The 23,978-nt window shown below is 44.1% G+C and carries 24 protein-coding genes; 10 read left to right on the forward strand and 14 right to left on the reverse strand.

What is annotated here, in order from left to right; all coding sequences use genetic code 11:
* The first annotated feature begins 155 nt into the window (after positions 1 to 155).
* Complete coding sequence (gene truD, locus AC5JPY_RS05110) at positions 156 to 1,412, forward strand: tRNA pseudouridine(13) synthase TruD (protein WP_493852300.1); 1,257 nt, start codon at positions 156 to 158, stop codon at positions 1,410 to 1,412.
* 92 nt (positions 1,413 to 1,504) lie between these two features.
* Here truD and AC5JPY_RS05115 read toward each other — a convergent pair whose 3' ends face one another.
* Entirely contained in the window at positions 1,505 to 2,962 is a 1,458-nt protein-coding gene (locus AC5JPY_RS05115) for a GGDEF domain-containing protein (RefSeq protein ID WP_493852301.1), read from the reverse strand.
* A 290-nt stretch (positions 2,963 to 3,252) separates the two neighbouring features.
* Positions 3,253 to 4,134, reverse strand: a complete 882-nt coding sequence (locus AC5JPY_RS05120) for a PHP domain-containing protein (protein ID WP_443525817.1) — start codon at positions 4,132 to 4,134, stop codon at positions 3,253 to 3,255.
* A 408-nt stretch (positions 4,135 to 4,542) separates the two neighbouring features.
* On the opposite strand from AC5JPY_RS05120, the gene ispZ reads away from it, so the two are divergent.
* The 6 genes from ispZ to AC5JPY_RS05150 all read left to right on the forward strand — a co-directional run bounded on the left by ispZ (position 4,543) and on the right by AC5JPY_RS05150 (position 9,451).
* On the forward strand, positions 4,543 to 5,094 hold the full coding sequence (gene ispZ / locus AC5JPY_RS05125; protein ID WP_443525815.1) for a septation protein IspZ: 552 nt from the start codon (positions 4,543 to 4,545) through the stop codon (positions 5,092 to 5,094).
* A 120-nt stretch (positions 5,095 to 5,214) separates the two neighbouring features.
* A complete protein-coding gene (locus AC5JPY_RS05130; RefSeq protein ID WP_443525813.1) occupies positions 5,215 to 5,532 on the forward strand; it encodes a YciI family protein in 318 nt (105 codons plus the stop codon).
* Between the two features lie 17 nt (positions 5,533 to 5,549).
* Positions 5,550 to 5,966 (forward strand): SH3 domain-containing protein, encoded by a 417-nt coding sequence (locus AC5JPY_RS05135; RefSeq protein ID WP_493852302.1) that lies wholly within the window; start codon positions 5,550 to 5,552, stop codon positions 5,964 to 5,966.
* A 153-nt stretch (positions 5,967 to 6,119) separates the two neighbouring features.
* Complete coding sequence (gene mnmC1 / locus AC5JPY_RS05140) at positions 6,120 to 8,192, forward strand: FAD-dependent 5-carboxymethylaminomethyl-2-thiouridine(34) oxidoreductase MnmC1 (RefSeq protein ID WP_493852303.1); 2,073 nt, start codon at positions 6,120 to 6,122, stop codon at positions 8,190 to 8,192.
* Positions 8,193 to 8,295: 103 nt separating this feature from the next.
* Positions 8,296 to 8,730, forward strand: a complete 435-nt coding sequence (locus AC5JPY_RS05145) for a secondary thiamine-phosphate synthase enzyme YjbQ (RefSeq protein ID WP_443525808.1) — start codon at positions 8,296 to 8,298, stop codon at positions 8,728 to 8,730.
* A gap of 79 nt (positions 8,731 to 8,809) precedes the next feature.
* Positions 8,810 to 9,451 (forward strand): hypothetical protein, encoded by a 642-nt coding sequence (locus AC5JPY_RS05150; protein ID WP_443525806.1) that lies wholly within the window; start codon positions 8,810 to 8,812, stop codon positions 9,449 to 9,451.
* 242 nt (positions 9,452 to 9,693) lie between these two features.
* Here the strand turns inward: AC5JPY_RS05150 and AC5JPY_RS05155 are convergent, their stop codons facing one another.
* From AC5JPY_RS05155 to ffh, 6 genes are all read right to left on the reverse strand, one after another.
* A complete protein-coding gene (locus AC5JPY_RS05155) occupies positions 9,694 to 10,353 on the reverse strand; it encodes a DUF4112 domain-containing protein (RefSeq protein WP_443525804.1) in 660 nt (219 codons plus the stop codon).
* Complete coding sequence (gene ubiA / locus AC5JPY_RS05160; protein WP_443526054.1) at positions 10,346 to 11,263, reverse strand: 4-hydroxybenzoate octaprenyltransferase; 918 nt, start codon at positions 11,261 to 11,263, stop codon at positions 10,346 to 10,348. The genes AC5JPY_RS05155 and ubiA overlap by 8 nt, the downstream gene beginning before the upstream one ends.
* Before the next feature lie 290 nt (positions 11,264 to 11,553).
* The gene (locus AC5JPY_RS05165) at positions 11,554 to 12,453 is read right to left on the reverse strand and encodes a class I SAM-dependent methyltransferase (protein ID WP_493852304.1); all 900 of its coding nucleotides are present in this window, start codon (positions 12,451 to 12,453) and stop codon (positions 11,554 to 11,556) included.
* Between the two features lie 57 nt (positions 12,454 to 12,510).
* Positions 12,511 to 13,353 (reverse strand): undecaprenyl-diphosphate phosphatase, encoded by an 843-nt coding sequence (locus tag AC5JPY_RS05170; protein ID WP_319051453.1) that lies wholly within the window; start codon positions 13,351 to 13,353, stop codon positions 12,511 to 12,513.
* A gap of 115 nt (positions 13,354 to 13,468) precedes the next feature.
* The gene (tsaB, locus tag AC5JPY_RS05175; RefSeq protein WP_443526052.1) at positions 13,469 to 14,170 is read right to left on the reverse strand and encodes a tRNA (adenosine(37)-N6)-threonylcarbamoyltransferase complex dimerization subunit type 1 TsaB; all 702 of its coding nucleotides are present in this window, start codon (positions 14,168 to 14,170) and stop codon (positions 13,469 to 13,471) included.
* A gap of 300 nt (positions 14,171 to 14,470) precedes the next feature.
* Positions 14,471 to 16,015, reverse strand: a complete 1,545-nt coding sequence (gene ffh / locus AC5JPY_RS05180; protein WP_443525800.1) for a signal recognition particle protein — start codon at positions 16,013 to 16,015, stop codon at positions 14,471 to 14,473.
* Positions 16,016 to 16,531: 516 nt separating this feature from the next.
* Between ffh and AC5JPY_RS05185 the strand changes: the two genes are divergently transcribed.
* Entirely contained in the window at positions 16,532 to 17,323 is a 792-nt protein-coding gene (locus AC5JPY_RS05185; RefSeq protein WP_443525798.1) for a cytochrome C assembly family protein, read from the forward strand.
* An 87-nt stretch (positions 17,324 to 17,410) separates the two neighbouring features.
* Here AC5JPY_RS05185 and purU read toward each other — a convergent pair whose 3' ends face one another.
* Both purU and AC5JPY_RS05195 read right to left on the reverse strand, forming a co-directional pair.
* Positions 17,411 to 18,331: a formyltetrahydrofolate deformylase gene (gene purU, locus AC5JPY_RS05190; protein ID WP_443525796.1), complete on the reverse strand. Its 921-nt coding sequence runs from the start codon at positions 18,329 to 18,331 to the stop codon at positions 17,411 to 17,413.
* 201 nt (positions 18,332 to 18,532) lie between these two features.
* Positions 18,533 to 20,659, reverse strand: a complete 2,127-nt coding sequence (locus AC5JPY_RS05195) for an Ig-like domain-containing protein (protein WP_493852305.1) — start codon at positions 20,657 to 20,659, stop codon at positions 18,533 to 18,535.
* Positions 20,660 to 21,142: 483 nt separating this feature from the next.
* Here AC5JPY_RS05195 and rpmB point away from each other — a divergent pair, with 483 nt between their 5' ends.
* Together rpmB and rpmG are read left to right on the forward strand one after the other, a co-directional pair.
* On the forward strand, positions 21,143 to 21,379 hold the full coding sequence (gene rpmB, locus AC5JPY_RS05200) for a 50S ribosomal protein L28 (protein ID WP_057761372.1): 237 nt from the start codon (positions 21,143 to 21,145) through the stop codon (positions 21,377 to 21,379).
* 128 nt (positions 21,380 to 21,507) lie between these two features.
* On the forward strand, positions 21,508 to 21,663 hold the full coding sequence (gene rpmG / locus AC5JPY_RS05205) for a 50S ribosomal protein L33 (RefSeq protein ID WP_010201403.1): 156 nt from the start codon (positions 21,508 to 21,510) through the stop codon (positions 21,661 to 21,663).
* Positions 21,664 to 21,815: 152 nt separating this feature from the next.
* Here rpmG and AC5JPY_RS05210 read toward each other — a convergent pair whose 3' ends face one another.
* The 4 genes from AC5JPY_RS05210 to rpe all read right to left on the reverse strand — a co-directional run bounded on the left by AC5JPY_RS05210 (position 21,816) and on the right by rpe (position 23,941).
* Entirely contained in the window at positions 21,816 to 22,127 is a 312-nt protein-coding gene (locus tag AC5JPY_RS05210; protein ID WP_443525793.1) for a hypothetical protein, read from the reverse strand.
* Positions 22,128 to 22,382: 255 nt separating this feature from the next.
* Entirely contained in the window at positions 22,383 to 22,694 is a 312-nt protein-coding gene (locus AC5JPY_RS05215; RefSeq protein ID WP_443525791.1) for a hypothetical protein, read from the reverse strand.
* A 113-nt stretch (positions 22,695 to 22,807) separates the two neighbouring features.
* On the reverse strand, positions 22,808 to 23,185 hold the full coding sequence (locus tag AC5JPY_RS05220; RefSeq protein ID WP_493852306.1) for a hypothetical protein: 378 nt from the start codon (positions 23,183 to 23,185) through the stop codon (positions 22,808 to 22,810).
* 63 nt (positions 23,186 to 23,248) lie between these two features.
* Positions 23,249 to 23,941 (reverse strand): ribulose-phosphate 3-epimerase, encoded by a 693-nt coding sequence (gene rpe, locus AC5JPY_RS05225; protein WP_319051446.1) that lies wholly within the window; start codon positions 23,939 to 23,941, stop codon positions 23,249 to 23,251.
* Positions 23,942 to 23,978: the final 37 nt, after the last annotated feature.

The raw sequence follows: 23,978 nt of genomic DNA on the forward strand, positions 1-23,978 counted from the left end.
TACTCTATTGTCTAAGTATGCTATGTACTGATAGTAGCAAGACCGCATAACACACGATGTTTTTTTGTATGTTACCTGCGTTGCAAAACGTAATTGCTCACCCGATTGCTTATGTTATCCCTCTTGCTTATCACCACAAAATAAAAGACCAGATTATGACTTCTCAAGATACCTCTACTGATATCAACAATACCCCTACCTCTGCCACTCAATCTGCTACAGTTAGCGATTCAATCGACCGTTTGGATCTCACGCTTATCGATATTGCAGCGATTACTGACACTACGAGACTGCCGCAACCTAATCGCCCGCCGATACAACAAGCCACTTATAAAGCAAGTCCTGCAGATTTTGTGGTCAATGAGATACTGCCGCTAGAGTTTACGGGTGAAGGCGAGCACTTGTGGCTGCATGTAGAGAAGTCAGGTATGAACACCGCATATCTGGCAAAACTACTATCAGAATGGGCAGACATCCCACTGCGCGATGTGGGTTACTCAGGACTGAAAGACCGTCATGCGTTGACGACCCAGTGGTTTAGTCTGCGCATACCCAAAAAACAATTACCGCCTACCGAGTTTGCACCGATAGACGTTGGCGAGCACGAATCCGTCACTATCCTTGCTCAGCACTGGCATAACAAAAAGCTTAACCGCGGTACCCACCGTGCCAACCACTTTATTATTACCTTACGTGATGTTCAGCTCGCAACGTCTAATGAGGTCGATACAGTAGCGCCTGAGCAAGTACAGTCTGCTAAGCAGCGTGTCGAGCAGTATTTGCAGTGCATCAGTGACAGCGGTGTGCCCAATTACTTTGGTCCGCAGCGTTTTGGTTGGCAAGGCAATAACATCAAAGAAGCATTGTCTCTGTTTGCCCGCCCACCGCGCGAGCATCGTCCGCAGCCAAAAAAGAGTAAGCGTAAGCGTGCGCCGAGAGAACAAAACACTATGGAGCTATCTGCAGCACGCAGCTTGATATTTAATGAGATACTGGCAGCGCGCGTACGTGATGAGAGCTGGAATAAAGGACTAGCAGGTGAAGTGTTTAATCTGGACGGTTCAGGGTCTATATTTACCAGTGAGACCTTGGATGAGACACTGCGTGCACGCCTTGATAGTGGCGATATACATCCCACTGCTGCCATGTGGGGCACCGACAATGATAAAGTCAGTAGTAGTGCCGCTGAGCAAGAAAAGAAAGTAATTCAGCACAGCGCATTACTCAAACAGCTAGCAATGGGATTAGAGCAGCGTGATATCAAGGCACAACGACGCGCGCTGAGACTACCTATTGAGCAGCTAAAATGGCAGTGGTCTGATGATCAGACGCTGGTATTGAATTTCACATTGACCACAGGTAGCTTTGCGACGAGTGTATTAGCAAGCGTGGTACAGCAGCTTGAGTCATGATTGCGTGATTGACTGATATATAGCAGGATTCACATAACTGCTATTTTTATATAGTAGCTTTTTTATAGTAGCTACTAGCCATAACGTAACCACTAGCGTTTTTTATAGAGCGTGTGCGTCCCGCCAGTTGTGTCGTTGAGCATTTCATTGGCGCTGACGACTTGGTTGCGACCACGATGCTTGGCTTCATACAGGGCTTTATCCGCAGCACTGATAAGCCGCTGACAGATGTCGCTTGGCAGTTTTTGCATGGATGCCATATTTTCAGCTCGTTGGGTGGCAATTGGTTTAATGAGCGGCACTGTCTCTGTTTGAGGCAATATTCTTTTTTGCAAAATGGATTTGTATGTTTTGGCGATACACGCCCTTTCTTCATGAGTCAAGGTATACAAACCAAAGCTTGCCGTCACATTGAATTCAAACATGTTATTGAGACTAATCGCCTTGTCAGCGATGCTCAATCGCAACTGCTCAGCAATCACCATAGCGCTATCATGCTGTGTGTTTGGTAGTACAATCAAGAACTCTTCACCACCATATCGGCTAATGATTGCTTCATCCGATAGCAACTGGGATAGCGTCTGAGATACTTCAATCAAAACCTGATCGCCCACATCATGACCATAGTTGTCGTTGATCCGTTTGAACCAATCCAAATCCAACAGCATAACGCTCAAATCTTGATGGTCTTGTACCGTTGCCAAGGTATACTTCATCTTTTTTAGGCCGTAGCGGCGGTTTTTTAGCTGGGTAAGTCCGTCTTGATTGGCATGCTGCAAGGTTTCTTGTCGGCTATCATCTAGTACCAGTAGCAAAGAGCGAAACATATATACGATAAAAATTGCTTTGGGCAACGCCAGATACAGATGCGTTGAGCGCCAAAAAAACGCTGATGAGCGCTGCACTTCACTGATGCTTTCCCACCCTAATATATTATTTTCAAAAGCAGAAGCAGCGATGGCATTTTCAATCGCCATAAGCTCGTTATAAGTCAGATAGTTGTGAGTCTCTATCAGAGGATGGATAACTGTCAACTGGCGCAAATTGGGTAAACTAACACCAAAGTAAGGTACGATAATAGCCATTAGCATTAGGCTTATTTGTAGCCAAAACATCCGCCAGGCATAGCGACGCTTTATCAGCATCATCCCTAGCATCGCACCGCCGACCACTGAGACACCCGCAAACAAGCTGCTATAGCCTATGACGACGATGACAGTGGCAATATAGAAGGTATAGATCAAAACCAAGGCAATCTGCCACTCGTCCAAAGCGTCGTTTTTGTTTTCCGTATAAGGCAGATATTTGTACATGCACAAGAAAAACAAGCCAGTCAAACTGATGCCAAACCACAACGGATACAGATAATGTATATTGACATAGCTCTCAACGGCATCTTGTTGCAACCAAACCAACAAACACCACAGCCAATGTAGTGACACTTCCATGACAATAAATAGCGCCAACAATGACGTTCGATCCACCGCTTGCCACTCAAAAATCATTTGAGAGAGCTTTTTGTATCCAAGATGAGAGATCGATACAGCCATAAATGGGCTACCACAGAAAAATTAAACGCCTTGAATTCATAGGCGTTGAGACCAAACCAAAAGTTGTAATATCCTTGATAAATTCTATAACTAACGCTTCAAGTGTTACAAGTTCTGTCTGCATTATCAATCTGTTTTATGCATTTATTTATCAATAATTGTTTTATGGTTGTAATAATGCCTAATTATAAGTATTGAGTCTTACCAGCTGCTTAATCAGTCACCTAAATAGCCAGCACCAGTATCTGACATTGTTCCAACAAGACGATAAAAATAGAATATTTTTTGGATCAAGACAGCGTTTTAAATGACTCCCAAACGCCTTGCTGATCTGCATTTAATACAGGTACATCTCCCAAGCGTCGCCACGGCATATTGCTGCCATGAAAGTCACTACCGATTGAGGTGACAAGATTGTGCTCAGCAATACTACGATCAACCATTCTACGCGTACTTACCGGCTCACTGGTCGCTGGTAGCTCACAAGCATCACCGCCAAGCTGTGCAAACTCCTGTATCAGCTTACGGACTCGTGTGGCTGATAGCTGATAACGCGTGGGATGGGCAAGTACTGCTTTACCCCCACAAGCATGGATCAGATCAATACCATGCTGCATCGTCAATGCCTCGATTGCCACATAGGCAGGCTTGTTATCTGCCAAATACTTATCAAAGGCTTTTTGGACGGTTTTGACCTCGCCTCGCTCAAATAGCACTTGCCCAATATGAGCCCGTCCAACAGCTTGCGGATTACCACCTGCCTTATTGAGAATCGCTTGCCATAGCTCATCGAAGTCAATATCCAACAGCTCGCTGAGCTTTTCGGTAATACGCTGACCACGTGTCGCCCGACTGTCTTGTAATTGCTGCAAAGTCGCGTGCATTTTGTCGCGATCAGCGAAATCTAGCCCAAGCACATGAATGATCTTGTTGGTAGATTTGTTCTTCCCGTAGCCGCCGCTCAGTGTATGTTCACAGCTGATTTCAACCCCATTGATCAGTTGCATATCATAGGCAGTAGCAGCGGCTCTTGCTTCGTCAATTCCTGCCAGCGTGTCATGGTCAGTTAATGCCAGAATATTGACACCCGCGGCGTGAGCGCGACTGACCACTTCAGTTGGCGCATAAGTCCCATCCGAGCAGGTACTGTGGCAATGTAAATCGTATTTCATAAGTTTAGCCTTAATTTTTCTGAGTACTATGGTTTTTCTAAGTACTATGATTTGTTTGAATATTATATTTTTTTGAATGCTATAAAGTGCAAGGTAAGTTCAGTGGCAAACGTCAATGCTGCTATCACTAATTACTATTGTTATTATTGTTACAAATAACGCCTCGGACAGCTGCTAAACGTGAGAGTTATCATTGCCGTATTTAATCGTTATGTCTAACTTATGACGTTATATTTGCCCAGTCGCTTATTTCCTAGCTGCAAGTACTGGTCAAAAGTCATTAGCCACCGTAAGAAAGGGGTACTCGATAGGTTGCTTATATCGAAGTATTATCATGCTGATTGCTTTTTTTTGGTGCGGTAGACGTGTAAACTACCCCATACGTTTTTGTTGGACACCATCTTTGCTATGAAAGCATTATTAGACTTTATCCCCTTGATTGCCTTTTTTATCGCTGCTCGTTACAGTGGTATCCTGGCAGCGGCAGGGGCTTTGCTCATCGCCACTATCATCGTTTATGCCATTCACTTTATTCGCCAAAAAGGCAAATTTGATAAGCAGCAATGGGTCGTCCTATTATTAACCATTTTATTTTGCGGTGGTACGTTGCTGCTGCGTGACGACATCTATCTGCGTTGGAAGTCGCCCATTATCAACGGTATCTTTGCGTTAACGCTATTTGTTAGTGCTGCTATTAATAAGCCCTTGATGCAGCTTGCAATGAAAGAGGTATTTACCCTGACAATCAGCGGTTGGAAAAAGCTGACCGTCGCTTGGGCATTGTTTTTTGCGCTTATGGCTGTATTACATTATATCACAGCGTTCACAATGTCAGATGAAGCGTGGATTAACTTCAAAACTTATGGCTGGATTCCAATCATGTTGGTATTCGTCGTGGCTCAGTTTGCTGTACTGAAAAAACACCTAAACCCTGCATTGACGGATAAAGCCACCAAATAACACAGGTTGTCTTATGATGACAATCAAGCTACCGCTAAATATCAATAGTAACAAACCTTTAGCGTTGTAAAATGTCTTTTGCATCAATTATCATGCTCTATTACTCACTAAGGAAGTCTCATGTCTTTATTTGTCATTATTGGTCATGATGTGGCCAACAGCAGCGCGCAACGTCTGATTACTCGCACAGAGCATATAGAGCGGTTGCAGGCTTTGAGTCGTGAAGACCGTCTGGTTATTGCAGGTCCAACGCCTATTGAACATGGAAAAAACGACATGTCAGGCAGCCTTATTATTGCTGATTTTGACTCTATCGAATCGGCGCAGGCATGGGCAAATGATGAGCCTTATCTACGTGATGGCGTATATAGCCATGTGGATATCAAACCTTTTATCCAAGCATTGCCAGCGCCAACTGACAAAGTAGCTGCATCGTGAGTCGAAGAGTCCCTTATTTGAACAATCAATTCTCAAAAAACAGCGTGGCCAGCCTATTGCTATTGGCAGCTGCCTCAGCGCATGCCGCGCCAATAGTGACTGAAACTAATGTCACCGAACCAGCAGCGACGTCGATGACAACCCAACCTGCAGCGGGCACTGGCGCAACCAAAAACTCTGCGCTAGATATCAATGATACATTGGCTGCACAACTGCAACCGTCCTCGAAAGCACTGTCAGCTGCCAATCAAGAGCTGCTCAGCCGTAATGCGCAACTACAGCGTCAAGTGAACGACTTACAGACCCAAGCGAACGTCTTAGTGTACGAGAGTAAGGGTCAGCTATTTTTGTATGGTGCATTTACGGTATTGATAAGCTTGTTGGTCGGTATTTTTATCTCGTGGCTGGTATTTGTGCGCCGTGAGCGCTGGTAGGCTAGTTGCTGCTGATAAGCTAATTGCTATACGTGACTTTCATAACTTTAGCTTTTGATTATCTTTTTCTGCTACGCCATACTGTACTTTGACATATCAGCTCTATCACCAATAATACCCTGACTATACAACCACTGCAGCTAAGAACCTCCCATGTCTATCGCTAACCATCAAAATGCTAAGTCCTCAAACGTTATCACGCCTGCCAAGATTGATTGGCAGATGGATGATACTGGCAATATGGTACCGGTATCTGGTGAGTTTGGGGATGTGTATTTTTCGCATGCGGATGGTCTAGCAGAGACGCGTCATGTGTTTTTGGCACGCAATCAGTTGTCAGAACGTTTGATCCGCCTTGCACCAAAACAATGCTTTACGATTGCGGAATTGGGATTTGGTACTGGGCTAAACTTACTGGCAACCTGGCAGTTATGGCGACAGCTGCGCGACACTCATTCACACCTAGCAGATGCGCGTCTCCACTTTATTACCACTGAAAAATTTCCTATACCACATGCAGATCTGACTCATATACTTGCTTTGTGGCGTCAGCGTGCCCCCGAGCTCTCAAGATTTATCGAACTACTTTTAGCAGCATACCCGCCACTTATTGCAGGTTGTCACCGCTTAAGTTTTTCTTATGACAATTTAACCGTCGATATGTGGTTTGGGGATGCCGCGGATAGCCTTAACAAGCTGGCAGTCAGTCATCAGTATTCGTCTGTGCCTCATATCGATGCTTGGTTTTTGGATGGCTTTGCGCCTTCTTGCAATAGCACCTTGTGGGCTGACAGTATCTTTGCACAAATGCAGCGTCTATCAGGCCCGCGCACTACTGCCGCCACTTATAGCTGTGCCGGCATCGTCAAACGCGGACTGAAAGAACACGGTTTTCACATCAAAAAAGTAAAAGGCTTTGGACGAAAACGTGAGATGCTCACGGCTGTGATGATAGATGCAGACGGTTTTGATGCTAGTCATGACAATGTTAATGTTAATATTGATCAAGATATTGATCGTGACGATAAATATCAAAAAACGACCCGCACTATATTCGATCACACCGTCGTCATTGGGGCTGGTGTCTCAGGGCTACTCACGGCTTGGTCTCTTGCCAATCGCGGCATTACTGTCACCTTATTAGATAAATCAGCACCCTTAGCAGGAGCTTCAGGCAATCCGCGCGCATTACTTGCGCCCAAAATGACACCGATTCATCACGTCGATGAACACCTGCACACTATCGGTTATCTGTATAGCAATAGACTCTATCGAGACTTCAACCAGAAAGCCTCGCAGATTGATACAGCGCCAGTACTGGAACCAACTGGTGCACTCGATTTATTGATAAAGTCTAATGTCGGTACCGAGCAGATTGCAGACTATCCTAATGAGATGGCAACTACCCTGCCCGCTAAACAGGCGCAGGATCTTACTACGCTAAAAAATCAGAACTTATTAGATAATCTATATTTGCCTGAATCTGGGTTGGTCAACCCGCAAGCGTTAAAGAACATCATACTGACGCATCCACTCATCCGCTTTCAGCAGTTAGAAGTGAATAAAATTACCGAAACTGAGCAGCAAGTTCGTATCGAAGGCATTGATAAAAATCATGACACTATCACTGCTGATAATATCGTCATTTGCGCGGCGTTTGAGAGTCATCAATTGGATGAGCGGATATTTGATTGCCGTAAGATTCGTGGGCAACTGTCTTGGTTTATACCTACCGTAGAGCAGATGGCAAACCTGCCCAAAATACCGCTGAAATATAACGGTTACTGTGCGCTATTTAACGCACAAACAGGCGATAGTGAGCTGAACACTGTCATCGCTGGCGAGCCCTATCTATTACTAGGTGCAAGCTTTATACGTAACGATACGGATACTAATGTAAGAGATGAAGAGCATCAGATTAGCCGAGACAAGCTGATCACTGCTATTCCCGAGATGGCGTCTATTGTCCCAGTAGATACTAGTAAGTGGCAAGGACGTGCTGGTATTCGCACTCAGACGCCTGACTATCATCCAATCGTAGGGCAGCTGGCACACAGTCAGCGAATTTGGACCATGAGCGCGATGGGCGCAAAAGGCTATGCATTAGCACCTATATGCGCTGAAGCATTAGCAGATATGATGCTAGGATCATTTGCACCGCTATCTGAGGCGATGCTCGCACGCCTATCTCCCAATCGTACACGCTTACAAACACCGCTCGTTTGAGGTAACCTAACATGATATCTACGTAAAGACCGTACTATTCACGGTTCGTACTGTCGTGTGGTATCTTTACTCAACGTTGGTTCCAACAATGAGACACTATCTTATGAGCTATCACCAAACGACCATCACGCTACCCGCCTATGCCCGTGGCATTCATATCATCACTCCTATTATCGAAGATGCAATTACTCAGCTGATACCTCGCACTGCCAAGGTAGGGCTGGTTCATTTATTTCTACCGCACACATCAGCCAGTCTCACTATCAATGAAAATGCTGATCCAGATGTCAGATTAGACACTGAAGAGTGGCTCAATAAAATTGCACCGGAGAATCAGCCACAGTATCGTCACACCTTGGAGGGCTCTGATGATCTACCAGCTCATCTCAAAAGCATGATGCTGGGCGTCAGTTTAACCATCCCACTCATCGACGGTAGGTTAGGACTGGGTATGTGGCAAGGGATCTATCTATGTGAGCATAGGAACATGACTGGATATGGCGGACAGCGCAAGCTGGTTATTACCATCAATACGTAATAATATACGGTGAGTAGATAGCAGGTTAATGCTTGCATATTACCTCATTGACATCGCGCGCTAACGGATAAACCCGACTATGATAGCTTTTATATTAAGATCTCTAGGCTTTGCAAACGCTAAACCTGACTACTTCAAGACCACTGCTGTTGTTTTGAGTGTACTGCTATTGACTGCCTGCCAAGAAACGCCAGAACCTGATACATCAAATGAGCCTGTCGCTGAGACATCAACACAAACCGCGCCTGTCACGACAAATATCAATGTAGATGAATCTGACGATAACGGCGTGAACAAACCCCAAGACCAAGTACAGACTGACACTGATTCAGAGCGCGATATGAGTTTGGCTGAACTAGAACAAAATCTAGAAGGCACTGCCCCTGCTACGAACAGTGCTGCTGCACCTAATCCAGAGCAAGCCATTAAAGGTGCACAAATCACCGATGTCCGTTATAAAAATGACGCGGGCGATAGCTTATCGGTCGTCTTTGAGACCTCAGCTGCAGGACTACTCAACGCGATTGTCACCCGTCCTAACCAACCGAAAATCACGCTCAGCGCGCCAGAAGGTCAAGGGAACAATCCCACTTATCGCTCAACTGACGGCAGTATCCAACTAGTGAGTCATGCAGGAGGTGGCACCATTGATTTTATCCAAAACGATACCGTGACCAGTTTTGATGCTATCAGTGCTGAAGCCGAAGTCATCACTGAGTAACGCTTCATACTCTCTTTTATTCACGGCTTTACTCTTTTATTCAACCCTTTATTTTGAACCAAAAAAGGCAGCGAACGCTACTATCGTTGCCGCCTTTTCTATGGTTGTGTATTCATAACTGCTTACTGGACTTTATTTATACGACTCAGTTTTTTGATACGTGATTATAGTTAACCGAGCCTAGTCAGTTTAGTAAAAACAGTCAGTTGAATAAAAACAATCAATTAACTAAAACCAGCCGATTAACTAAAGAGTCCGACCAGCCAACTTATTATCGTCCATACACCCCAGCCGATGAATACAAGCACGATTAGCCCCAGCATATCAGGGATATGCAAGTACAGCCAAGCCACGATAGGATTGCGCCAAAAAGCGCCGAAGCGGCTATGCTGCTGTTTGTCCTCTAGTGACTGATGCAAAAAAGGCCGATCCATATGCATGGTTTCAGTAATACCATACTCATGGTGTAAATGCTCGTGCACGATACCCAGCGTCTTGCGACTAGGACGAATAAAAACATCTAGCAGCGTACCGATACCTGGCACGATACCCACGACCATATCAATCAGTGCCAATCTCACAGCGGGCGTCATTTTATGGGCAGGCACACCCAACTGACGACCTAATATAAAAGCATAGCTGGTCAATGCCAGCCCCGCCAAATCACCTGCGAGAGGAATGGTTGAGAGCGCCGCATCGGCACCCATGCCCTGTTTGGTAAAAGGCACTCGTACTAGCGAATCCATCGTATTGGCAAACTTTGCTAATTTACGCTCAGTGGCGATCGCTTGCTCGCGCGTCAGTCCATGCTCAGCAAGTTTTTCCTGATAATCTATGACTGACTTGTTCGCCCCAGATGTTTTTTTTGCTTTAAATCTCGGCAATTTATTGAACTTATCCATTTAGCGTCGTCCATATACACGTCACTGCTACAAGCGCAAAAACATAACGCCCTACCCAAATATTGGCTAAGAATGCCTGAAAACAAGCCTGTGCATGACGACTGGCACACGCACTATTCTGTTTGGCAAACATCATCGCCACCAATGCCAATCCGAATATTGGCGTAATACCTAGCGTGGTTGGCGCAAAATAGTGCCACATCACCGTGCCCATAATGAGCAAAAATAGCATTTGAAGTATTGAGATGATAATCACATCATAGCGACCGAATAATATTGCTGTTGACTTGACCCCTATCTTAAGATCATCTTCGCGATCTGCCATGGCGTACTGCGTGTCATACGCTACTGTCCAGCACATATATGCTAAAAATAACAACCAACACCATATATCAGGAGCACCTTGCACCGCCACATAAGCCATTGGTATTGCCCATCCAAAAGCCGCTGCCAAAAATACTTGCGGCAAATACGTATAGCGCTTCATAAATGGATAAATGAACGCCAATATGACTGCGCCAAGCGACCAATAAAATACAGCAATCGGTAAGGAAAATAGCAAACTGGCGCTTAGCAACACTAATACCAAAAACGCAGCAATGGCTTCTTTACCAGATAAACGTCCATCTGCTAATGGACGACCTTTAGTTCGAGTCACATGTCCATCTACTTTGCGATCAGCAAAATCATTAATCGCACAGCCAGCGGCGCGCATAAAAATCGCCCCAAGCGCAAATATCACAAATATCTTGAGGCTTGGCAAGCCTGCTGTCATTCCTTGCTGCTGCGCCTGCCCCATCGCTGCTAACATCACGCCCCATAACGTTGGCCACAGCAATAGCTCAATACCCACTGGCTTATCAAAGCGTGTCAGCTGCATATAAGCGTAAAGCTTGTCCTTGAGCGTCATGGAAGAGCTGGTTTGTGTCATAGTATGATGGTCTCTATGCTTGTCGCTTTGATTGGTCTACGTCGACTAAAGCTTGAATGGTAAGAATGCTTCATTGATACGATATTTTTATTTCGAATGCTTTGATGTTCATGTTAAGTGTTTTTAGGTACTGTAATCCTAAGTATTCTAATTTTAAGCACTTGAATGCTAAGTACTTTGATGGCTGCTGCTTTAATATTAAACCCTGTAACATTAAAGGCGGTAATGTTAAGCCATTCAGCAAATTGCCTATTTGAACAAAGTCTTGGTTAAACGAAATACCCATCAAAGCGTACGGCTTCATTATGCCAGCTTTCACTAGCAGGCTGTTCAGCAAGCAATGGTGCAAATTGAGGACGCTTTACGACCACGCGACCCTGCCCTGACAAGTTTCGACTCACCACTGTCTGCGCACCATTTAACAGTTGTCGCTCTTCATCTGGCGTTGGTGGACGCGCCAACTGGTGCAGCGCTTGCATGTGCTTACCTACTTTTGCACCTTTGCCTGTTTTGGTATCTTGATAGCTATCCTCTGGAAACATAGGGTCTAGGTATACCACATCAATTGCAGTCGTATCATCTACTGCCAACTCAGTATCCAGTCTGACAAAATAACTGAGTGCATCGGTATTAATAATTTGTAGACGCCCCATAAGCTTCTGCCAATTGGGGTACGCACTCATACGCTGCTGCTCTGCAAGTAAAAGTAGCGCCATCAAAGGTTGCTGCTCGAGCATCGTCACGCGTGCACCCGTACTACCCAATATCAAACTATCATGACCAAAGCCAGCCGTTGCATCGATAACCTGACTGTCTGCTGTGATTTTTGCTGCTTGTAATAGCAGTTCAGACTTCCGGCCAGCACTGACTACGCGGCGCTGCAACTTGTCCCATTCAGGTGCCACACTGAGCCCATCACTGAGCCATGACAGCTTGTTTTTCTCATCGAGCCATAATATAGGCTTAGAGGTTGTTTCGCTCAATTGCTGCCGACGCTTTTGCGTGAGTTTCTCTGTGGAGAGTTGAGTGTCCAAGACAATTGGCAGTTCGTGCTCGTCTATCAATGACAGCAGATGCTCAATTTGTGCGTGCTGACTATCATTGACATAGAACAGTTGACAATGTACTACAGCATACGTTTTACTGTGTGTTTGAGGCAGAGCTGTCATAACCATCATCCTTTTGCTACTGATTTTATCGGTACTGCCTGACACCATCATGCACCTCTAGCCTGCCATTTGATAGCCAAAACCCCAAGCCGCTACCAATACGATGACACCTGTGATGATGCGCAACCAAGCAAAGATAGTAAAATCACGACGGCTCACCCATGCTACCAGTAAGCGAATACAGAGTAATGCCACCACGAATGATACGATAGTTCCGATACCCAGTACCAACCAGTCTTCACTATTACTCAGGACATCTCCATGCTTGAGCAAATCTAATAATGCTGCGCCGACGATGACAGGGATACCCAAAAAGAAGGAAAACTCTGCAGAAGCCTTGCGCGAAACCCCAAGCCATAACGCGCCAATAATCGTAGCGCCTGAGCGCGACGTCCCTGGTATCAATGCCAGACACTGAAATAGTCCAATCATGAGTGCCGTTTTCATACTGACATCTTCTGCCTCTGCCGCGATGACTGTCTTAGGACGTTTTTCAACATAAAATATCAATAGACCACCGATGATAAGCATGATGGCTACAACAATAGGGTTGAATAGATACGCTTTGATTTCATCGGCAAAGGTAAAGCCAACGATCATGACAGGGATGGTCGCGACAATTAGGCTCAGTCCCAGCTGCCTTGGATTGGTCATGCCGTCTGCTTTACCTGTTATGAGGCCCATTAGCGCTTGCCACAGTCTACCCCAATAGTCATATATCACCGCCAAAATAGCGCCAAGCTGTACGACGACCACAAACAGATCAACTTTTTCTTTGGTCCAAAACCCCATGACATCTGCTGATAAAATCAAGTAGCCCGTGCTAGAGATGGGTAAAAACTCAGTGATACCCTCAACGATACCCATGATGACAGCTTGAATTAATAAAATGATATCCACGGTGACTTTCCTAAAAATAGAGGGGCCCAAAAACAGGCTGAGCTAAGAACAGACCGATTGGCTGTCCTATGTTGACGTTGGTCTTATAGTAATTGGTATTTTTCCACAGTAAGATCTATGCTTTACCTTGCTCTTTTAGTGTTTTCCAAGCTTGATTACGTAGATATTTTGGTAGAGCCTGTGCAGCCTCAGTACCACCAGACTTTGCAAACTGGGCTATACCAAGCTGTCCGATAATGACCGCATCTGGCCAGACATCTTCATGGTAAGCTTGCTGGTCATGTAGCGCTAATAGCGTCGCACCATTACCCGCAATAGGTAGGTTTAGTGCGGTTTGGCGATCATAATCTAATAGCTGTTCTGTACTGTCGCTACTATCATCCAATACTGGCTGCATGATACCGTGATCTGACTGATCATCTACAGCTACTTCATACTGTCCAAAATAGACTTGCTGCATACGCGCATCAAGGGCGCTGTATATATGTGTTAGACCGTATTTCTGATACGCACATTGTGCAATCGCTTGTAGACTAGAGACGCCCACACAAGGCAAGTCATGTGCGACCGATAGTGCCTGCACAACTGCCGTGTTGATACGGATACCACTGAACGCCCCTGGACCGCGATTGAATATCAATGCTTGTATATCAGCAAGACCTAGCTGCGCCTCAGATAGTGCAGCATCAATCATCGGTAAAATCTGCTGAGTCTGCTGGCGTTTACCTGTTTCGGTATGGCTCGACAGCACCTGCCCACTCGAATCTAAAATCGCGATCGAACACTGATCGAACACGGTATCCATTGCTAAAAACATCACAACCTCGGCTTATACTTTTGGCAGTCTAGGGCATGTCAGATTTTGATGAGTATTTACAATCATTATTAATGGTCATTATTAATCGATATACTGCAAAAATCCTGACAGGGTAAAACAGCGCCTATCATAGCATTTAGGTCACAAAAATTTTATTACTTTCTACGTTTTCCACATTTTATTCATCGGTTATTATTCGTTGGTCGTAATTTAAGGCTAGCAATGAAAAAACCCCAAAGCTTAATTGGCTTTGAGGCTTTGGATTTTTGAACAAGTGACTTAAAAATAAAAAGTACTAATTTAAAAACGTGTTTTGAACTTTTTTGGCGCTTGGTTTTGCATGTCTTGCATTTGCTTTTGCATCTCTTCAGTGCTTGGCATGTTATTTGGATCAAGTCCCATCTGTTTTGCCATTTGCTCTGGGTTCACGTCTTTAGCGCCGCCTTGCTGACCGCCGCCAAACAAAGGACCGCCACCACCGCCAGCGCTGCCGCCACCCATGAGCCCTTGCATAGACTTCATCATTTTACTAATGCCCTCAGGCTTTGAGATCATTTTCATCATTTTTGCCATTTGCTTATGCTGCTTGAGCAAACGGTTGACGTCTTGGATTTCACGACCTGAACCTGCAGCAATACGACGCTTACGACTTGGGTTAATTTTGTCAGGGTTTTTGCGCTCAAATGGCGTCATTGAATTGATCAATGCTTCCATCTCGCGCACTTTTTCTTCTGGCTTGGCGTCTTCGACGGCTTTTTGCATATCCGAGCCGCCCATACCAGGCATCTTATCTAAAAAGCCTGCCATGCCGCCCATGCTTTTCATTTGCTGGAACTGGGTCAATAGATCCTCAAGGTCAAAATCACCGCCCTTTTGCATCTTTTTCGCCATTTTTTCGGCTTTATCACGGTCAATTTTTTGCTCAACTTCTTCGACCAAGCTCAGTACATCACCCATACCAAGGATACGCTGCGCAATACGCTCAGGATGGAACAGCTCTAGCTCGTCTAGTTTCTCGCCGCGACCCAAGAACTTAATTGGTTTACCTGTGATAGCACGTACAGATAGCGCTGCACCGCCGCGAGCATCGCCGTCAGTCTTGGTTAAGATAACACCCGTCAGTGGCAACGCGTCGTTGAAGGCTTTTGCAGTATTGGCAGCATCTTGACCCGTCATTGCATCAACGACAAATAGTGTTTCAGATGGGTTGACCGCAGCAGTTAGCGCCTTAATCTCATCCATCATAGTATCGTCGATATGTAGACGACCTGCGGTATCGATGATAAGGATATCTTGATACTGGATCTTGGCTTCTTCAATCGCACGCTTTGCGATATCGATTGGATTCTCATCCGTGCTTGAGTTCACAAATTTAGCATTTACTTGACCGGCGACTTGCTCAAGCTGTTTGATCGCCGCTGGACGATAAACGTCGGCAGAGACCAGCATGACTTTTTTCTTTTGGCGTTCTTGTAGATACTTGGCCAATTTACCAGCTGTGGTTGTTTTACCCGCACCTTGCAAACCTGCTAGTAAATAAACAACAGGCGGTTTGCCTGTCATCTCTAGCTGCTGGTTGGCACTGCCCATCATTTCGGTCAGCTCGTCGTGGACGATTTTGACAAACGCTTGACCGGGTGCTAGCTCTTTGAGCACTTCAGCACCTAGTGCTTGCTCTTTGACGCGTTTTACAAAGTCACGAGTGACAGGCAGTGCCACGTCAGCTTCTAACAGCGCCATGCGTACTTCACGTAGGGTGTCTTTTATATTGTCTTCGGTCAATTGTCCCGTGCCTACGATATTGCGTAGACTCGACGACAAGCGTTCTGTTAAGGTATCAAACATAAATAACTCTCAATTAAAATAGTTTTCAATTAAATAAAACGTCATTAAAATAATGCTAAATCAAACCAATCAAATGGTTCGTAAATACTATTAGGATAGATTATAAAATACTGGGACACTCTGTCATAACAAATCAGATAAAAATCATATTATCAGTACTATAGCATCAACACGATGCAAAAATTATAGTCGTTTCGCAAAAGGCTCGACTCTTATTAGTTTTAGGTAACTGGTTTATATAGTCAGTTCAGTATAATTTGGATACAAGGAAGGCAAGTGAAAGTACTACAAGTCGTAGACTAAGCGAGCCTGACACCGTATCCGATTTATAGGGGATTGACTATACTTTGCTTAGGGTGTCTTATATGATGATGTATCAGGAATAAGAAATATGGCGCTCAACTGGCACCCATTTTATGATAAATTGGACGATTATTCTAATCATTCTGATAATACCACTTTAGCAATACATTGAGCAGTCAGTTTACGCTCAGTTCAAGACGAGGCTTTTTATCTGTGCACCTTGCATTTTTACTTGCTAGCATGGCTTATGTCTTAGTCAGCCTTCACATTGGTTGGGCGCTGACTCAGGATAAACCTATCCATAAAAGCGTCAGTTTGAGTCTATTACTGGTCGGCATGGCTGCACACGCAATATTGCTCTATCCGTACGTCGTGACCCTGTATGGTCTGAATTTTAATTTATTTAATATTATCAGCCTGACCAGTTTGTTCTTTTTATTCTTTTATCTGCTGTTCTGTTTGTACCGACCTATCCTTAGTCTTGGTATCTTGGCTGCACCCACAGCACTCGTAGGCATGACTGTCGGCTATGTTGGCCGCGCGCCTTACCAACCATTAACTGATGTCAGCATCGGACTTGAGATTCATATTCTGTTGTCATTAGCGGCCTATTGTGTGCTGTTGATGGCTGCGGTTCAAGCGCTATTTTTGCGTCTGCAAATACGCGAGCTCAAGCATCATACCATTCACCGCTTTTGGGTCAATAAACTGCCCTCACTGCAGAGCATGGAGAGTTTATTATTCGATATGCTTTTGGTCGGGTTTGTCTTGCTCAGTATCGCGCTAGGCATTGGATTTATATACGTAGAAGATTTGATGGCACAACACATCGTACACAAGACTGTCTTTAGTCTGCTGTCATGGTTATTATTTGGTACATTGCTATTTGGCAATTGGCGCGCAGGATGGCGAGGCAAACGTGCCGCTAACATCACCATTTACGCTTTTATTCTGTTAGCGATTGGCTTTGTGGGTAGTAAGTTTGTTTTGGAGATGCTGATATAACACTGACATAAAATGTCATGTTATAAAAAAGGCGGTCAGTCATTGTTGCGACTGGCCGCCTTTTTTAATCACTAATTTAGATATTTTTTAGTTAAAAACCACTGTCTTGTTGCCCGCCACGATCACACGATTCTGCACATGCCAATTGACAGCGCGAGCCAATACGTTGCGCTCTATGTCACGTCCAATAGCGCGTAGCTCTACCACACCTTGGCGATGCGTCACGCGGTGTACGTCTTGCTCAATGATCGGCCCTTGATCCAGTTCTGCGGTGACATAATGCGCCGTTGCACCGATGAGTTTGACGCCTTTATCGTAAGCTTGGCGGTAAGGATCTGCCCCCACAAACGCAGGTAAGAACGAATGATGAATATTAATCACTTGCATTGGCCAGCGTTTGACAAAATCTGACGATAATATCTGCATATAACGCGCCAGCACTAATAAGTCATTACCTGCCATCAGCTTATGGATTTGCTCTTCTGCATCTACCTTATTGTCTTTGGTCACTGGTACATGATGAAAACTAATACCAAAGTTTTCGACCGCTTGCTGTAAATCAGGGTGATTGCTGACCACGCAAGTGATCTCGCAGTCCAGCAAGCCGCGCTGATGGCGCCATAGTAAATCTAACAACGCATGATCGAACTTTGAGACCAAGATACCGACTTTGGTTTTAGTGGCATTGTTATGTAAGCGCCAATCCATATCGTGGCGCTTGGCAACAGTATGGGCAAAACTGGCTTCAAAATTATCGATGATATCGCTCAAGCCTGCTAAAGCGAACTCCAAACGCATAAAGTACTGACCACCTTCATGTGCCGTTGAGTACTGATCTAATGTGATGATGTTGGCACCATAACGATGAATAAATTCTGATACTGCTTGGACGATACCCGCCTGATCTTTGCATTTGATGAGTAGCGTTGCTGTATCGATAGCACTAGGAATCTGCTTACTCTGAGAAGCGATGTTTGATGGTGAAACTGTTTTGGTGTTGTCTGACATAATACGCCCAATATAAAAAATGATGACTGATCGCTGAGAATGGCTGTCAGCGTAGTAAACCGGTTATTTTAATCTTTTTTGTGATATTTTGCTGAGCGAGTTAGTTGTTTTTGGTTATTTAGGATGATTTAGCTATTTAGAATACAATGCAAAAACCCCCAACGTAGGGTTGGGGGTTTTTAGTTTGTTACTTTACTGCCTCTAGTTGACTATAGTATAGGTCACTGCAGTAGTAACATTGTTAGGACTAGTGACAGACACTCTAAAGAAATCCCCAGCCTCACATTGATCTAAGGCATAAGTATTAATCGTCCCTGTATTATCTCCAGGACTACCAGGGGATACTATTGCTGGTACTTCTTCAGGTCCTCCAATCATCTCTACTTCACAACTCCCGCTATCCTCTCCGTCGGTTTTATCAACCACAGAGCCAGAAATCGTTGTGCCAGATGGCATTGGATTCAATTCATAAAAACCACCACTATTGATACGAATATTAACTCGAGTATCTCCTTCAGTAATGATCTGAGATTGTAGAGGAATACCTATGTTGTTCAATAAAGTAAAAGTAGGGTTATTGCCGCTTGATAATAACTGAATACGCTCATAGCGAATGATAGCATCAAGCTCTGTATTACAAGTCATTGGTTTGTTTGGAGACACAAAGTTATCAATAAAGTTGTTTTCGAACGCTTCTTTTATTTGTTCACTAGAAGACGGGAATTTCAACTGTATGAACTGACCAACATTGTTTTCACAGGTTTGATCGGCTTGTGTCGTTAACGGATAAGTAAACTCACCGATTTCAAAAGTACCATTCTCGTTATCATCACGGAAGGTATCACCGATATTATGCACAAAAATATCACCTTCATCCCATGCATTATTTTCATTTTGATCGATGTAAGCTTTCTCTCCTTCAGCTACCGCTAATAGACTCACACGACCATCGCCAGGACGCGGATTCTGTGTTGAAAATGTGACCTCACACTCTCCGTCAGCAGTGTTACAGCTCGCAGGTGACACTTTGCCACCCTCAGCGGTGAAATTCACTACGGTACCATCTGGCACGGCATTACCGTTGCGGTCAACCAGTCTTGCTACTACTGGCGTACTGTCACCGTCTAAGCTCCAATCTAATACGTTCTTGCCAAACGATAAACTAATACCATCTTGAGTCACTCTAGAGCTGGCAATAGAGATACCCTTTGATAACGCATTGATACGAGTATCACTGGCTAAGGTGGCCTTGATCTCTACGGGTCCAGGTGTTGTACCCGGGTAGATGTTGACTGAGACTTGACCGTTCTCATCAGTTCTAGCTGTAAACTGTTGATTATTACCTAACACACCAAACGTTAAGCCTAACGGTGATTTTTCTAGCGATAAGATAACTTCTGAATTAGCCAGTGGTGTCGTATTTGAAAATACTGTGAACTCAACTGCGCCTGTTGCCGAAGACCCACTACCTTGAATGCCTAGTGTTAGATCATTGGCCGTATAGACAATAGAGGTTGCTTCAGGAGCCTGTATAGAAACACTAGCCGATTGAGTGACGCTACCAGTACTGGCTGATATTCGCACAGCACCACTACATAAAGTATTATCGACGTTAATGGCTTTGTACACAAAATCAATCATACCATTTTCATCGGAAGTAACTTGCTCAGGTAGCTGACCGCAAGCAGCATTTAGGTTGACCAGTACACCACTAATGGCATTACCACTTGTATCAGTGGTTTTCAAAGATACCGCCGTCTGTCCACCTGCCGTCAGCTGTAAGTCAGTAATCTGTAATGCACTTAGATTAACATTGGTAGCTTGTACCAAAAAAGTTAAATTGCTAATAGCGGTATTGTCATCATTACTAGCATTTGCAGTAATGACGTAAGCGCCAGATACATCAGGTGCATTAGGCTTCAAAAATATACGGGCTTCGCCATCGCTGTTGGTCAAAGTAGCACCCGATGTCGTCTGTGATAAATCAACGCCTGGTGCATCAATTGAGAAGGTTACTTTTGTATTGGCAAGAGGCTGACCATTATCATCAGTGACTACCACTTCATAGTAAGCACCTTCTAGCCCGATAGAGGTTATTGTATTATCGTCTACATCGACTAATTGACTGCTACTGATATTTAAAGCACCTATTGGCTCTTCAGTACTACCGTCATCTCCATTATCTACATCAGGCTGTTCTACACCCAAGTCAGGCGCTGGTGCAATCGTATCAGTGCCATCACCGCCGCCACAACCTGCCAAGGCTAATGATAGTGTGAGCGCTGTCAGCTGAAATAGCTTAGAAGTAGGTAGCGAGTGGTATGACATGGTTTTAACTCCGCATAAGCAGTGATTTATCAAACAAATAGGCAATAATCATTACACAGAATCAAGAGAGACTGATGATGATACATGGTTTTACAGTAATGCCAGTGTATTAACAGATTGTATTAAATATATAACAGCAACTTTACTGACTTTTGTTATAACTTACAACTAAAAATTAATCTTTGCTATTAGATAATCAACAACATAGTGCGCTCATTTCAGGGTATAATAACCATCCTTTAATTCGACAGTTATTGCAAAAATATTTGAGTATTCATCTATTTTATGGTATAAATGTCGGCTTTAAAATTTTCTGAATTGGTCAGCCTGTTATTTGCCTTTAGATAACAGCAAAACCAGCTCAACCTTCATATAGTTTTGTTTGGTGCAAAGCTGCCGCTTGCTGTGTCCATGCCGCAAAAACGTGCAACTTGCCCAGACTGGTATGAGAAAAACTCATACCTCATAGATTAGGAGTTCGCCATGTCTCGAGTTTGCCAAGTGACTGGAAAGCGCCCTATGGTGGGTAATAATGTTTCGCATGCAAACAACAAAACCCGTCGTCGCTTTCTACCAAACCTTCACAACCATCGTTTTTGGGTAGAGTCTGAAAACCGCTTTGTACGTCTACGTGTGTCTACCAAAGGTATGCGCATCATTGACAAACTTGGTATCGATAAAGTGTTAGCGGATCTACGCGCACAAGGTCAAAAAGTTTAAGTTAAAAACAGCAGCTGGGTGATGACTCTCATCATTTGGGTTGCTGTTTTGCTACATTAGTTGTGGCAACTTGCTCTTTGAGACACGTACCTATCGTTTGAAGACCCCTCATTTACAGGAAAGCTATCATGAGAGATAAAATTAAATTAGTATCAACAGCTGGTACTGGCTATTATTACACCACTACCAAAAACAAGCGCACTATGCCTGGCAAAATGGAAATCAAAAAGTTTGATCCAAAAGTACGCCAGCACGTGATCTTTAAAGAAGCTAAAATCAAATAATCTCCATTTTATAAATGGTACTATTTGAACAAAAAAAGGGTTTATCAATTGATAAACCCTTTTTTTATGGCTGCCGCTGAATATATCACTTGATAGCACCTGAAAGTGATAGTACCTGAAAGCTTCAGTCAGTACCGAGAGATAACTAAAGATTAACTATAATGCGTTGGTTCTTTATCATATACGTGAGCATGCCACTTACTCATCTGCTTTTGCATAATAACCTGAATCGCTGCGTGAATCATATGCTGACCAACAGCCTGAGTATCACTACCCAATAACTCTTTGAGCTTATCAGAAAAATCAATGGTCATTAATGGTTCTTCGTCTTGTTCTGCATCACGTAGCAACAATCTACCATCTTCAGATTCCACCAGCTCTAATGTGGTCTCTTTAGCAAACCCTGTAAATTGATCGCTACCATCATTGTCTACTTCTATATCATTATCGATATCATATGTCATTAACTGCTTCCTTATTATCCCGCTTGTGATTTGCAAAAATTAAAACTTGCAAACGAATTATTCATTGCAAACAAGCTACTCACTATAGACATGGCACCTGAGAAATGGTACTCAGCAAATCTATCTTCTTACAGTAACGCGGGTAAATCTGTCTTACTTATACAATGGACGCTTTAATAGTTAAATTCAAGGGTTGTCACACAAGTCTTTGACATGAGCACCGTTCTGACATGACATGACATGACCTGCACCAAGTTAACGCCAGTAGCGCAGCTTTGCTAATGTAAATAAGAAAGCCACAAACATACCTAAGTAGTAGACAAGCTTGAGCTCAAGCGTGGGATCACGGTATTTGAAAGGTAGTGCAACGGTGGCCGTCGCGGTGGGCAGTATCAGTAGCATAAGTAGCCAGTTTTCAATAACATTTAGCCAGCCCTGTAGATCTGTTCCATTACGCAATGACGCTAGCCCCATTAAGAGGCAAGCTATAATTAAACTGGTAAACAAGCCATTTGGTAAGTCTTTAGGATAGATAATATTAGCAATACTGGCTGGTACGATTCGCATATAAAATTCCAGCCACACTTATAGAATATGGCTTAATGATTAAAAAAGTATAAAAGACAGCTTATAAGGGTTTTGCAACGCAATATCTAGAGGCAATCGCCACTGTAGCCTGTTCAGCTATAAGTACCCATCAACCATAGCATCGATACACAAGCCGTCAACCAGCCAAGTGTTAATGCGTTTCTGGTCTCAATATGCATACCTTTGACTTTGTTCAATACCCGCGAGCCAACCCAAAAAAACAACGGTATGCCCAGTACAAAGGTAGGTACAATCACAGCAGCATGACGTAGTACTGTACCTACATCATCACCAATCATCAGACGAAAACCATAACCTGCCAGACTCAAGACAAGTGCAAACGTAGCCAAGCCAATGGTAATGCCTTTTGGCACTAAGCTACGTCTCGGAAGATCGTTTTGAACTGGCAGCTCACTGCCTGTTGCTGAATTAGGCGATGTTGATGACTTAACGGGTCTTTGCGTGTCCATATTTCACCTTTGCATGGTTTGTCGTTACCATTATACAGCCTATCTTAGGCTACTTAACTGACTTTATTCGTTGCCGTTGGCCAGTGCTAGCTCTGCGCGCATGGCATCAATCGCTTCTTTATAATCTGGCTGATTGAATATCGCAGAACCCGCGACAAACATGTCTGCACCTGCTTCAGCAACCGCACGGATGTTGTTGGCTTTGATACCGCCGTCCACTTCTAGTCGGATATCGCGACCACTGGTGATGATACGTTGACGTACCTGACGTACCTTATCTAGGGTGCTATCAATAAATGATTGTCCACCATATCCAGGATTCACGCTCATCAATAAAATCTGATCTACTTTATCCATGACATAGTCAAGATAGTGTAGCGGTGTTGCTGGGTTCAATACCAGACCACACTCAGCACCGCCATCTTTGATCAATTGCAGCGAGCGATCGATATGAGCGCTGGCTTCTGGATGAAAGGTGATGATACTAGCACCTGCCTCCAAAAACTGCTCAATCATGCTATCAACAGGTGAGACCATCAGATGCACATCAATTGGCGCTTCCACACCATAGTCTCGTAGCGCTTTACAAATCATGCTGCCAAACGTCAGATTGGGTACGTAATGATTGTCCATCACATCAAAATGAATCACATCGGCACCCGACTCTAATACGCGCTCGACCTCTTCACCCAAACGTGCAAAGTCAGCTGAGAGTATCGATGGGGCAATAAGATAAGGTTTAGCAGGACTGATCATAGTAGGGCTACCTAATTTGTGTTTATATCAAATGTAA

The sequence above is a fragment of the Psychrobacter sp. H27 genome, from assembly GCF_059072655.1.